12 protein-coding genes are annotated in these 13,356 nt (G+C 65.2%); 11 read left to right on the plus strand and 1 reads right to left on the minus strand.

Translation table 11 applies throughout. The features are described 5' to 3' along the window. Positions 1-188: 188 nt before the first annotated feature. From GW587_RS19665 to GW587_RS19705, 9 genes are all read left to right on the plus strand, one after another. Entirely contained in the window at positions 189-914 is a 726-nt protein-coding gene (locus GW587_RS19665) for a YebC/PmpR family DNA-binding transcriptional regulator (protein WP_166106303.1), read from the plus strand. Between the two features lie 6 nt (positions 915-920). After that, positions 921-2,189 carry a phosphoribosylamine--glycine ligase gene (purD, locus tag GW587_RS19670; RefSeq protein WP_166106304.1) on the plus strand — a complete coding sequence of 423 codons (1,269 nt, stop codon included), beginning with the start codon at positions 921-923 and terminating at the stop codon, positions 2,187-2,189. A gap of 3 nt (positions 2,190-2,192) precedes the next feature. Beyond that, positions 2,193-3,107, plus strand: coding sequence for an oxygen-dependent coproporphyrinogen oxidase (hemF, locus tag GW587_RS19675; RefSeq protein WP_166106305.1), 915 nt, complete (start codon positions 2,193-2,195; stop codon positions 3,105-3,107). Between the two features lie 5 nt (positions 3,108-3,112). Continuing rightward, positions 3,113-3,772, plus strand: coding sequence for a nicotinate-nucleotide adenylyltransferase (locus tag GW587_RS19680; RefSeq protein ID WP_166106543.1), 660 nt, complete (start codon positions 3,113-3,115; stop codon positions 3,770-3,772). Beyond that, complete coding sequence (gene rsfS / locus GW587_RS19685) at positions 3,773-4,459, plus strand: ribosome silencing factor (RefSeq protein ID WP_166106306.1); 687 nt, start codon at positions 3,773-3,775, stop codon at positions 4,457-4,459. 6 nt (positions 4,460-4,465) lie between these two features. Continuing rightward, on the plus strand, positions 4,466-4,936 hold the full coding sequence (gene rlmH / locus GW587_RS19690; protein WP_166106307.1) for a 23S rRNA (pseudouridine(1915)-N(3))-methyltransferase RlmH: 471 nt from the start codon (positions 4,466-4,468) through the stop codon (positions 4,934-4,936). Between the two features lie 3 nt (positions 4,937-4,939). Next, positions 4,940-5,560: a Maf family protein gene (locus GW587_RS19695; protein ID WP_166106308.1), complete on the plus strand. Its 621-nt coding sequence runs from the start codon at positions 4,940-4,942 to the stop codon at positions 5,558-5,560. A 197-nt stretch (positions 5,561-5,757) separates the two neighbouring features. After that, positions 5,758-7,224, plus strand: a complete 1,467-nt coding sequence (gene rng / locus GW587_RS19700; RefSeq protein ID WP_166106309.1) for a ribonuclease G — start codon at positions 5,758-5,760, stop codon at positions 7,222-7,224. A gap of 131 nt (positions 7,225-7,355) precedes the next feature. Continuing rightward, positions 7,356-8,396, plus strand: coding sequence for an alpha/beta hydrolase (locus GW587_RS19705; protein WP_371875624.1), 1,041 nt, complete (start codon positions 7,356-7,358; stop codon positions 8,394-8,396). A 33-nt stretch (positions 8,397-8,429) separates the two neighbouring features. On the opposite strand, the gene GW587_RS19710 is transcribed toward GW587_RS19705, so the two are convergent. Next, positions 8,430-9,512 (minus strand): hypothetical protein, encoded by a 1,083-nt coding sequence (locus tag GW587_RS19710; RefSeq protein WP_166106310.1) that lies wholly within the window; start codon positions 9,510-9,512, stop codon positions 8,430-8,432. A 329-nt stretch (positions 9,513-9,841) separates the two neighbouring features. On the opposite strand from GW587_RS19710, the gene GW587_RS19715 reads away from it, so the two are divergent. Further along, positions 9,842-12,271 carry a TonB-dependent receptor gene (locus tag GW587_RS19715; protein ID WP_166106311.1) on the plus strand — a complete coding sequence of 810 codons (2,430 nt, stop codon included), beginning with the start codon at positions 9,842-9,844 and terminating at the stop codon, positions 12,269-12,271. Positions 12,272-12,296: 25 nt separating this feature from the next. Next, on the plus strand, positions 12,297-13,331 hold the full coding sequence (locus GW587_RS19720; protein WP_166106312.1) for a LacI family DNA-binding transcriptional regulator: 1,035 nt from the start codon (positions 12,297-12,299) through the stop codon (positions 13,329-13,331). Positions 13,332-13,356 lie beyond the last annotated feature (25 nt).

A 13,356-nucleotide genomic window follows, 5' to 3' on the forward strand; every position in this document is an offset into this window, starting at 1 on the left:
TCACTGAAGCCACCTCGCCAACCACGGCGATATGAAAAGAATAAATATCGTCATCCGCATGTGACATGCGTCCTCTGGAGGACGAGGGAGACTTACACCTCCGGCGGCGGCGGTTTCCGGCCGTCCTCTTATGCTAAAATACCGCCCTCACCGCATACCAACAAAACCGCGCCGAAGGAAGACCGAACATGGCTGGACACAGCAAATGGGCCAACATCAAGCACAAAAAAGCAGCTACCGACGCTAAACGTGGCAAGATCTGGACCCGTCTGATCAAGGAAATCACCGTCGCCGCACGCATGGGCGGCGGCGACATCCAGACCAATCCGCGCCTGCGGCTGGCCGTGGACAAGGCCGCCGACGCCAATATGCCGAAGGATAACGTGCAGCGCGCGATCACCCGCGGCACCGGCGGCGAGGACGGCGCGGCCTACGAGGAAGTCCGCTACGAGGGCTACGGCATCGGCGGCGCGGCGATCATCGTCGACTGCATGACCGACAACCGCGTGCGCACCGTGGCCGAAGTCCGCAACGCCTTCAACAAAAACGGCGGCAACATGGGCAACGAGGGCTCGGTGGCCTTCATGTTCAAGCATTGCGGCCAGTTCCTGTTCGCGCCCGGCACCAACGAGGACGCGCTGATGGAAGTAGCGCTCGAAGCCGGCGCCGAGGACGTCGTGGCCGACGAGGAAGGCGGCTTCGAAGTGATCTGCGGTCCGCACGATTTCGCCACCGTCAAGGACGCGCTGGAAGCGGCCGGCTTCAAGGCCGAAGTGGCCGAGATCATCATGAAGCCGGACGCCGAAACCGTCATCACCGGCGACAACGCCGTCAAGATGCAAAAACTGCTGGACGCGCTGGAGGCGCTGGACGATGTCCAGGAGGTCTATTCCAACACGCTGATCGAAGACTGAGGAATTATGAAAATATTGGTGGTCGGCTCCGGCGGCCGTGAACACGCGCTGGCCTGGAAACTCGCGCAATCGGAACGCATCCAGGTGGTGTACGTCGCCCCCGGCAACGGTGGCACCGCGCGCGATTCGCGCCTGGTCAACGTCAACATCACCGACCTGCACGAACTGGCGAACTTCGTCGAGAGCGAAAACATCGGACTGACCGTGGTCGGCCCGGAGAGCCCGCTCGCCGGCGGCATCGTCAACCTGTTCCGCGCCCGTGGCCTGAAAGTGTTCGGCCCGACCAAGGAAGCGGCGCAACTGGAGTCGTCGAAGGACTTCGCCAAGGCCTTCATGCAGCGCCACGGCATCCCGACCGCCAAGTACCAGACCTTCTCCGACGTGGCGCAAGCGCACGCCTACATCGACGCCAACGGCGCGCCGATCGTCATCAAGGCCGACGGCCTGGCCGCCGGCAAGGGCGTGGTGGTGGCGCTGTCGCTGGACGAAGCGCACCAGGCGGTCGACGACATGCTGGCCGATAACCGCTTCGGCGACGCCGGCGCGCGCATCGTCATCGAGGAATTCCTGGCCGGCGAGGAGGCCAGCTTCATCGTCATGTGCGACGGCAAAAACATCCTGCCGCTGGCCACCAGCCAGGACCACAAGCGCCTCAAGGACAACGACGAAGGCCCGAACACCGGCGGCATGGGCGCCTATTCCCCGGCCCCGATCGTGACCCCGGCGATGCACGCCCGCGTCATGCGCGAGATCATCAACCCGACCATCGCCGGCATGGCGAAGGACGGCATCGTCTTCACCGGCTTCCTGTACGCCGGCCTGATGATCGACGCCCAGGGCAATCCGCGCACGCTGGAATTCAACTGCCGCATGGGCGATCCGGAAACGCAGCCGATCATGTCGCGCCTGAAGACCGACCTGGTGGCGGTGATGGAACACGCCGTCAACGGCACGCTGGACCAGATCGAGCTGGAATGGGACCGCCGCACCGCCGTCGGCGTGGTGCTGGCCGCCGCCGGCTATCCGGACGCGCCGCTAAAAGGCGCCGCGATCGACGGCATTCCGGCCGAGACGCCGGAAGCGGTGACCTTCCACGCCGGCACCGCCGACGTCGGCGGCCAGCTGCAGGTGACCGGCGGCCGCGTGCTGTGCGTGGTCGGCCTGGCCGACAGCGTCAAGCTGGCGCAAAAGCAGGCCTACGAAGTGGTCGACCAGATTTCGTTCGAAGGCATGCAGTGCCGCCGCGACATCGGCTGGCGCGGTCTGAAGCACTAAGTCATGTCCAGCGCGCCGAATCCCGCCGTCGTCAAGGCCTGGCTGCTTGCGCTCCAGGAGCGCATCGTCGCGTCGCTGGAAGCGCTCGACGGCAAGGCCTTCCTGCGCGACGCCTGGGATCGCGCGGAGGGCGGTGGCGGGATTTCGCGCCTGGTCGAGGAAGGCAATGTCATCGAACGTGGCGGCGTCAACTTCTCGCACGTGATGGGCGCCAAGCTGCCGCCGTCGGCGTCGGCGCATCGCCCGGACCTGGGCGGCAAGCCGTGGGAGGCGATGGGCGTGTCGCTGGTGATCCATCCGCGCAATCCGTACGCGCCGACGGTGCACATGAACGTGCGCTTCTTCAGCACCACCACCGACGACGGCGAGCCGGCGTGGTGGTTCGGCGGCGGCATGGACCTGACGCCGTATTACGGCGACGTGGCCGACGTCAGGCACTTCCACCAGACTTGCCACGATGCCCTCTCTCCTTTTGGAGAGAACCTGCACGCCCGCTTCAAGCAGTGGTGCGACGAATATTTTTACCTGAAACACCGCCAGGAGGCGCGCGGCGTCGGCGGCATCTTCTTCGATGATTTCAACGAAGCGGGCGCCGAGCAAAGCCTGGCCATGATGCAGAGCGTCGGCGACGCCTTCCTCAAGGCCTACCTGCCGATCCTGGAGCGGCGCAAGGACACGCCGTACGGCGAACGCGAACGCGACTTCCAGGCTTACCGGCGCGGGCGCTACGTCGAATTCAATCTGGTGTTCGATCGTGGTACCCTGTTCGGCCTGCAATCGGGCGGCCGCACCGAGGCGATCCTGATGTCGATGCCGCCGATCGTCAAATGGCGCTATCGCTGGGAACCCGAAGCGGGCAGCGCGGAAGCGGCCTTGTATTCCGACTTCCTGCCGCATCGCGACTGGCTGACCGAGTGACCGACGTGGGCTATCGCGTCGCACTGCTGGGAGGCAGCTACGATCCGGTGCATCACGGTCACGTCGCATTAGGCGCGCATTTCGCGCAGCTGCTGCAGGTGGACCAGTTGCGCGTGATCCCGACCGGACTGCCGTGGCAGCGCGCGACGCTGAAGGCGTCGCCGCAACAACGCGCCGAGATGGTGGCGCTGGCCTTCGCCGGCCAGCCGTTCGCGGTCGCGGTGGACCTGCAGGAAATCGAACGCGGCCAGCAGGGACTGCCGACTTATACGATAGACACACTGCGCCAGGTGCGCGCCGAGCTGGGTCCGTCCGCCTCCATCAGCTTCCTGATGGGCGCCGACCAGCTGCAACGGCTCGATACCTGGCACGAATGGCAGGCGCTGTTCGACTACGCCCACATCTGCGTAGCGGCCCGCCCCGGCTTCGACCTGGACGCCGCCGGCTTGCCGCCGGCGGTGGCCACCGCGTTCTCCAGCCGACTGGGAACGCCGCAACAAATCCGTACCACGCCGCACGGTCTGACTTATCTGGCACAAGACTTCGCGGTGGATATTTCCGCCACCCAAATACGTGCGGCATTACAACGGGGGGACAGCGCAAACTCGCTTATCCCGCCGCTAGTGCTAGACTATATTGAACAACATAATCTCTACAAAAGCTAAATGGACATCAAAAAACTGCAATCCCTCGTCGTTGACGCCCTCGAAGACGTCAAGGCCCAAGATATCGCCCTGTTCGATACCACCCACCTGACCAGCTTGTTCGACCGGATCGCCATCGCGTCCGGCACCTCGAACCGCCAGACCAAGGCGCTGGCCGCCTCGGTGCGCGACAAGGTCAAGGCCGCCGGCGGCGACGTCTACGGCATGGAAGGCGAGGACACCGGTGAATGGGTGCTGGTCGACCTGGGCGACATGATCGTCCACATCATGCAGGCGCCGATCCGCGCCTACTACCGCCTGGAAGAGCTGTGGGGCGACAAGCCGGTGAAGGTCGGCGCCGCCAAGCGCAAGTCCACCGACGAAGGCGAGGAAGCCGCCAAGCCGAAGAAGATCAGCAGCCACATGGCAGCCGGCAAGAAGGAAGCCGAAGTCAAGCCGGTGATCGAGAAGAAAACCCCGGCGCGCAAGGCCGCCGCCGCCAAACCGGCCGCCGTCAAGAAGCCTGCGGCCAAGAAGGCTGCCGCCGTCCCGGCCGGCAAAACCATCAAGGTCGGCAAGACCAAGTCGGCCGTCGCCGCCGCCGAAGTGCTGAAGGCGCTGCCGCCGAAGCGCAAGGTCGCCAAGCCTAAGGCTGATGAAGCGCCGGTCAAGACCGTCATCAAGCGCATCAAAAAAGTCGAAGAGTAATCCGTTATGCAGCTGATCATCGCTGCGGTCGGCCACAAGATGCCGGCCTGGATAGAGACCGGCTTCGCGGAGTATGCGAAGCGCATGCCGCCGGAACTGCGGATCGTGCTGAAGGAAATCAAGCCGGTAGACCGTTCCGGCAGCAAGACCGCCGCCACAGCGATGGCGCTGGAGCGCGAGCGCATCGAGGCGGCGCTGCCGAAATCGGTGCGCATCATCGCGCTCGACGAACGCGGCAAGGACCTGACCTCGGTCGGGCTGTCGCAGCAGCTGGAGACGTGGCAGCAGGACGGCCGCGACACCGCCTTCCTGATCGGCGGCGCCGACGGCCTCGATCCCGAGTTGAAGGCGCGCGCCGAAGGCTTGATCCGCATCTCCAGCATGACGCTGCCGCATGGCATGGTGCGGGTGATGCTGGCCGAGCAGCTGTACCGCGCCTGGTCGATCACCCAGAACCACCCCTACCATCGGGTCTGACCTATGAAACCGGTCGAAAAAAAGATTTACCTCGCTTCGAAGAGCCCGCGCCGGCGTGAATTGCTGCGCCAGGTGGGCATCGATTTCGAACTGCTGCTGTTGCGCAGCGACGGCCCGCGCGGCGAAGACGTCACCGAAGAAGTGCATCCCGGCGAAGCGCCGCTCGACTACGTGGCCCGCGTGGCGCGTGAAAAAGCCGCCTTCGCCGCCGAGCTGGTGGTCAAGCGCCGCATGGCGCCGCGCGCCGTGCTGTCGGCCGACACCACCGTCACCATCGACGGCGAGATCCTCGGCAAGCCGGCCAACGCCGCCGAAGCGATCGCGATGTTGAGCAAGCTGTCCGGCCGCACGCACCAGGTGCTGACCTCGATCGCGGTGCGGTCGGCCGAATTCACCGGCCAGGTGACGCAGGTGTCGGAGGTGCGCTTCGGCGTGCTGTCGCCGGCCGCCATCGCCGCCTACTGCGCCACCGCCGAACCGTACGACAAGGCTGGCGGCTATGGGATCCAGGGGCCGGCGGCGCAGTTCATCGAACACATCGCCGGCAGCCATTCCGGCATCATGGGCCTGCCGGTGTACGAGACGGTACAGCTGCTGCGCCAGGCCGGCCTGCCGCTCCCCTGAGATTGAGACGTGGACCCGCAAACCGGCCACGGGGGTCAGACACCGAGGGTCCGGGTAGGGGCTGCGCCCCGCCGGCCCAGTGGGCCGGCCCCCTTTTTGCCGCAGTGCGGGTTAGCGGCCAGCACGCCGCCACGGCACGCCTGATCGCGTGTATGATCATCCACACAGACAATAACGGCACGCCAGACCGCAGAGACATGAACGAAGACATCCTGATCAACATCACCCCGCAGGAAACCAGGGTCGCGCTGATCCTGCAAGGCGCGGTGCAAGAACTCCACATCGAACGCACGCTGACGCGCGGACTGGCCGGCAACGTCTACTCCGGCAAGGTGGTGCGGGTGCTGCCGGGCATGCAGTCGGCCTTCATCGACATCGGCCTGGAACGCGCCGCCTTCCTGCACGTCGCCGACATCTGGGAAGCTCGCCCGCACGACGGCAGCCAGAACGCGGTGCCGACGCCGATTGAAAAAATCCTGTTCGACGGCCAGGTGCTGACGGTGCAGGTCATCAAGGATCCGATCGGCACCAAGGGCGCGCGGCTGTCGACGCAGATCTCGATCGCCGGCCGCATGCTGGTCTACCTGCCGCAGGACGCCCACATCGGCATCTCGCAAAAAATCGAAAAGGAATCCGAGCGCGAAGCGCTGCGGGTGCGCTTGCAAAGCCTGCTGCCGGCCGACGAAAAAGGCGGCTACATCGTGCGCACCCAGGCCGAAGACGCCTCCGACTCCGATATCGCCGCCGACGTCGAATACCTGCGCAAGACCTGGGGCGCGATCGTCCACGGCGCCAAGACCAAACCCGCCACCACGCTGCTGCACCAGGACTTGAGCCTGGCCCAGCGCGTGCTGCGCGACTTCGTCCACGACGACACCGCCACCATCCAGGTCGACTCGCGCGAGAACTACGTCAACCTGCAGGAGTTCGGCCAGGCCTACACGCCGGGCGTGTTGCCGCGCCTGCAGCACTACACCGGCGAGCGGCCGCTGTTCGACCTGTACGGCGTCGAGGAAGAGATCCTGCGCGCGCTGGGCCGGCGCGTCGATCTGAAGTCCGGCGGCTACCTGATCGTCGACCAGACCGAGGCGATGACCACCATCGACGTCAACACCGGCGGCTTCGTCGGCGGACGCAATTTCGCCGATACGATTTTCAAGACCAACCTGGAGGCGGCGCACGCCATCGCGCGTCAGCTGCGGCTGCGCAACCTGGGCGGCATCATCATCCTCGACTTCATCGACATGGAGAACACCGAGCACCGCAACGCCGTGCTGACCGAGTTGAAGAAGACCTTGTCGCGCGACCGCACCAAGGTCTCGGTATCGAACTTCTCGGCGCTGGGGCTGGTGGAGATGACGCGCAAGCGCACCCGCGAATCGCTGGCGCATATTTTGTGCGAACCCTGCCCGGCCTGCGCCGGCAAGGGCCAGGTCAAGACCTCGCGCACCATCTGCTACGAAATCCTGCGCGAACTGCTGCGCGAAGCCAAGCAGTTCAACCCGCGCGAATTCCGCATCCTCGCGTCGCAGGAAGTGGTCGACATGTTCCTCGAAGAGGAATCGCAGCACCTGGCGATGCTGGGCGACTTCATCGGCAAGAAGATCTCGCTGCAGGTCGAGACGGCCTACCACCAGGAACAGTACGACGTCATTTTGATGTAACCGCGCGCGCCGGCCGCTTTGTCCTGCACAAAGCGCGCTAGCTCACACAGACTCTCCGCCTTGGTTGCTACAGTGGACCTTCGATGTTCCACCGGCACGGTTCGCCGTGCCCACCGTCAGGAGACGAATCTGTGACCACTTCCATCATCCGCACCACCCTCATGGCCGCCGCGCTGGCCGCCTCGTTCAACGCCGTCGCCGCCGACGCGCCGGCGAAGGCCGAACCGCATATGCAAAAGGTGCTCGACGCGCTGGCGTCCCTCGGCGGCAAGCCGATTGAAACCCTGACGCCCGAAGAAGCCCGCAAGCAGCCGACGCCCGCCGACGCGGTCATGAAGGTGCTGAAGGACATGAGCCAGAGCACGGCGCCGGAAGCCGGCGTCAGCGTCAAGGACATGACCATCACCGGCCCGCAAGGCAGCTTCCCGATCCATATCTACACGCCCGAGGGCAAGGGCCCGTTCCCGGTCATGGTCTACTTCCATGGCGGCGGCTTCGTGATCGCCGACACCAAGGTCTACGACGCGTCGCCGCGCGCCCTGGCCAAGATGGCGAAAACGATCATGGTGGCGGTCGACTACCATCGCGCGCCGGAAAACAAGTTCCCGGCCGCGCCGAACGATGCCTATGCGGCGTATGAATGGACGCTGGCCCATGCCAAGGAGATCAATGGCGATCCGGCCCGCGTCGCGGTCGGCGGCGAGAGCGCCGGCGGCAACCTGGCGACCGTGGTGTCGATGATGGCGCGCGATAAGAAAGCCCAGCTGCCGGTGATGCAGTTGCTGGTCTACCCGCTGGTCGACGCCGACATGACGACGCCGTCGTACGTCAAGAACGCCGACGCCAAGCCGCTGAACAAGCCGATGATGGCGTGGTTCTTCAAGCACTACGCCGGCGATCCGGCCAATCCCTACGCGCTGCCGATGAAGGCCGCGACGCTCAAGGGCCTGCCGCCGGCGACCATCATCGCCGCCGAGATCGACCCGCTGCTGTCCGAAGGCAAAGCCTATGCGGACCGTCTGAAGAAGGATGGCGTCACCGTGTCGTACAAGGAGTACAGCGGCGTGACGCATGAATTCTTCGGCATGGGCGCGGTGGTGCCGAAGGCGAAGGACGCGGAACAATTCGCGGCCGATGCGCTGACCAAGGCCTTCAACGCCAAAGGCAAGTAAGCGGCTTGCCGGCCATCGCCGACGGTACGGTCATCATGACGTGCCGCGCTGGTTGGCCGGCACCTGCACGGTGAACACGGCGTCGGCGGGCGACAGCAGCAGCGGTTCGGCCAGCCAGCTGACGCGCAGGTGCACCGCCGACGGCAGGCGCGGCTTCGCGCGCTGGCCCATGGCGTCGCTGCGCACGCGGCAGCGCAGCAGGCCCTGGCCGTCCAGCGCGTCGATCAGCAGCGAGAACGCTTCGCCGCCGCCCGCCGTGCGGGCATCGACGGTGGAGCTGTCGACCGCGTGCCAGCGGCCGTCGCGCCACAGATGCCAGACGCCGCCGCGCACCCGTTCTCCTTCCAGCAGCACGCCGCGCAAGGCGATGCAGTCGCCGTCGCGGCTTTCAAACACGTCGTCCAAGGACAGCACGTGGCGTCCGGTGTCGACGCCGTCCAGCAGCAGCATGTACGGTGCGCAGCCGAGCAGCGCGTGCGGATCGCGTGCGCCGCGCAGATCGGCCGGCAGCAACAGCCGCGCCTCCAGCAGCCGTCCGCGCGGCAGGCGCCGCTCCAGGCGTTCCGGCGCCGGCGGCAACTCGCGGTCCACCCACAGGCCGTACTGCTGGTGCAGCCACGTGGTATCCGCGCCCTGCCCCAGCGCGGCGCGCACCTTCAACGCCGCCTGCGCCGGATCGCGCGCGGCCAGATCGAAGATAGCCTCGGCGTCGAGATGCTCCACGCTGTCGATGCGCTGCGCCTGCGGCTGATACGCGATCAGCGCCATGCCGGATCGGCGGCGCAGCAAGGCGATCTGCAACGCGCCGTCGTCCAGCGCCAGCACCTCCGAGCAGACGCCATCGAGCTGCGCGCCGTCGGGCAGCAGCACCGACCAGAACTCCGGCCCGCCCATGGCGATCTCGCCCAGCGCGCCGACGTGGCGCGGCTCCGGTTGTTCATGGCCGTACAGGTCGGCGTCGGCCGGCGGCAGCGAATACCAGATGTCAGGGATCGGTTTGCGCCGGTCCAGCAGGGCCTGCACCAGATAGGCCGCCACCAGCCCGCCGACCAGGCCCGCCAACGGTCCCGCCCACAGCATCGCCAGCGGCACCATCGAGATGGGAAGCCAGCGCAACCAGCGCTGCTGTCGGGACAGGGAAAGCGGCGAAACCAGCATGGGGTTCTTTAACGAGTGGAAATAATGCCCATAGTAATCTTGATCGCCGCGACATGGCGCACGAAGATTTTTGTTGACTTCGGTACATTTTGGTTTAAGCTTCACTAAATCGATGCAGTAAAACGATGCAGTCGGCGTGGCCTGCGGCCGCCTTGACTGCGAAATAGCAATTAGATATTTTTTTACACCTTTACTGCAACGATACAGTAAATCGTTGCAGCTATTTTGCGGCAATGGTTGTACAGTTCAACTTACAAGAAAAACATAAATATAAATCGGAGACAAAGATGACTGGTCAAGGAAACCGGGAGGCCGTGCAGCACCGGCTCAGCCCTATCGCATCCGCAGTGGCTTTAATGATTTTCAGCGCCGGGCTGAGCGCCCAGGCGCAGGCGCAGCAAGCTCCAGCCGCCGACGGCGGCGACCTGAAACTGGAGACCGTGGTGGTGTCGGCCAACCGCCGCATCGAAAAACTGGAGGACGTGCCGGCCTCGATAACCGTGCTGGGCGAGGAAGACATCAAGCGCAACAACGTGCGCGAATTCGTCGACATCGTCAACCTGTCGCCGGCGCTGTCGATCTCGGTCGGCACCCAGGTCGGCACCAACAGCATCAACATGCGCGGCATCGGCACCACCTCCAACAACCTCGGCATCGAGGGCGACATCGCCGTCATCGTCGACGACCTGCCGTACGCCCAGGCGCAGCAGGCGTTCAAGGACATGTCCGACGTGTCGCGGGTGGAAGTGCTGAAGGGCCCGCAAAGCACGCTGTTCGGCAAGAGCGCGATCGCCGGCGCGGTGGTCATCACTACCAAGCCGATCGGCTCCGGGCCGATGCAGGGCCGGGTCAGCCTGTTCAACACCAGCGACCACGAATACCGCGTCGCCACCTCGCTCAGCGGCCGCCTCAGCGACGACGTCGGCCTGCGCCTGTTCGCCAGCAAAACCAACTTCCCCGGCCTGCTGCACAACCTGACCAACGACAGCATGCAGAACGGCTCCGGCGGCCGCAGCTTCATCGCCAAGCTGCAATGGAAGATCAACAACGACCTCGACGTGCTGATCTCGCCGCACTTCGACCACTCGCTGTCGACCGGGAACACCGCCGCGATCACCTCGATCGGTCCCGGCGTCGGCTACCTGTACAACAAGAACTACACCGCGCTGTCGAACACCGAGGTGCTGCGCGGCATCCATGTCAGCCCGTTCAACCGCGAGATCCGCAACGATTCGCCGTCCGGCCTGGAGTCGACCGACCGTGGCATCGGCCTGCGCATCAACTACGCGTTTCCGGAAGGCTCGCCGCTGGCCGGCCACGTGCTGACCTCGATCTCGTCGGTGGACAACAACCTGTCCAACGACTTCCGCGACAACGACAACATCGACCTGATCTCGACCTACTACCAGGTCGACGCCAGCGGCAAGCCGTCCGGCATCGCCGCCAAGGCGGAAATCAACGGCACCACCGACAGCAAGACCTCGACCCAGGAACTGCGCCTGGTGTCGCCGGACGACGGCCCGTTCCGCTACCTGGCCGGGCTGTGGATCGCGCGCAACTCGGTCGACCGCGGCTACTATCGCGGCAACCCCTTCGTCAAGGAAACCAGCTTCACCAACTACTACACCACGTCGTCCGCGCTGAACCATGCGATCTACGGCAACGCCAACTGGGACTTCGCGCCGAAGCAGAGCCTCAGCGCCGGCCTGCGCTTCAACCGCGAGACCAACGACTACATGTTCAACACCATCGACAGCCTGCTGTCGAGCGCGCCGAACAACATCCACACCGGCTACAACTACTACGACGCGCCGCAGCACAAGGAAAACGCCACCACCGGCAAGCTGGCCTACAGCTACCACTTCACGCCGGACGTGATGGCGTACGGCTCGGCGTCGACCGGCAGCAAGGGCGTGGCGTACGACATGACCAGCGGCGCCAACAACACCAATGTGTTCGCGCACTTGCCGCTGGCGCAGGAAAAGGCCACCAGCTTCGAGCTGGGCTTCAAGGCCAACCTGTGGAACAACCGCGCCACGCTGAACGCGGCGGTGTACCAGACCCGCTTCCGCGACTACCAGACCTCGGCCACCGAACGCTTCTCGGACGGCAGCCAGGCCAGCGTGTTGTACAGCATCCCGGCGTTGCAGACGCGCGGCTTCGAGATCGACGGCACGGCGCTGCTGACGCGCGCGCTGATGGTCAAGTCCAGCGTGGCCTACACCCGCGCCACCATCCTCGACTGGAACCAGGGCCCGTGCTACAGCGGCGCCACCGATTGCAACGTGCCGAACGTGCTGGTGCCGGGCGCCTTCGTGCGCGACGCCAGCGGCGGCAGCATGCCCAACGCGGCCAAGTGGAAGATGACGCTGGGCGGCGAGTACACCATGCCGCTCGGTTCCCTGCCCTACGTCGCCGCCATCAATATGCAGATGCGCGCGCAGACGCCGGTGACCGGCGCGATCAGCCAGGACCCGAGTTTGAACCGGCCGGGCTATGGTATCGTTGATCTCGGCGCATCGCTGAGCGACAACAAAGGCAAATACAAGCTCTCGGTCGGCTTCAAGAATCTGTTCGATCACCACTACGCATCGGGCAATATCGGCTCCTTCCTGAACTTCAAGCAGACTTCCGGGCCGGACATCAAGTCCTATGGCTGGCAGCCTGCGCGCGACGCCTTCCGCTACGCGACGATCCGTCTGGATGTGGCCTTCTGACCGATGAAATAAAAAAAGGAAACCAATGAGCGAACCCAAAATTCAGGACGTGGCACGGCTGGCCGGCGTGTCCCCGTCCAGCATCTCGAATTTTCTGAACAACCGGATGGAACAGATGCGGCCGGACACCCAGCGCAAGATCCAGCAGGCGATCGAGCAGCTGGGCTACCGGCCCAACAACGCGGCGCGCCAGCTCAAGACCGGCGTGGCCAAGATGGTCGGTCTGCTGGTGCCGTCGCTGGCGAACCAGTTCTTCGGTTCGCTCGCCTGCGCGGTGGAGACGGCCGCCGCGCGGCATCAATGCCACGTGATGACCTTCTCCACCTTCCGCGATCCCGATCGCGAACGGGCGGTGATGGCCGACCTGCTGGCCTATGGCGTGCAGGGCATCATCACCGGTTCGGCGCTGAACGACACCGACCACCTGGCGGCGATGACCTCGCGCTGTCCGGTGGTGGCGTTCGACATCAAGCGCTCGGAGGACAACCATGAGCGCATCATGACGATCTCGGTCGACAACGCCGCCGCGACGGCGATGGCGGTCGAGCACCTGGTGGCGCTGGGCCACCGCTCGATCGCGCTGGTGTCGCCGCCGCCGTACACGCTGAACCGGCAGGACCGGCTCAAGGGCTTCCAGCAGGCGATCGCGCAGGCCGGCATCGCCGGCGAGCTGGTGATCGCCGACGCCACCGACACTCCGCCCAGCGATCCGCACGGCGACACCCAGTTGTTCGAACTGGGACGCAGCGCGGCTGCGCGGATCCTGGCGGCGCCGGGCAAGCCGACGGCGGCGATCGCCATCAACGACATGATGGCGATCGGCATCGGCGTCGGCCTGAAGCAACTGGGGCTGCGCATTCCGGACGATTTTTCGCTGATCGGCATCGACGATATTTTCTTCTCGGCCGCGCACGACCCGCCGCTGACCACGCTGCGCCAGCCGATCCAGGCGATGGCCGACGCCGCCGTGCAACGCATCCTGGCGCCGGGCGCGGGCCAGGTGGCGGAGCTGTTCCCGCCCGAACTGATCGTGCGCGCCTCGACGGCCGCACCGAAGTAACCGACTTATCACCTCACTTTTTGAA

Source organism: Duganella aceris, from assembly GCF_011090165.1.
Taxonomy (GTDB): Bacteria; Pseudomonadota; Gammaproteobacteria; order Burkholderiales; family Burkholderiaceae_D; genus Rugamonas; species Rugamonas aceris.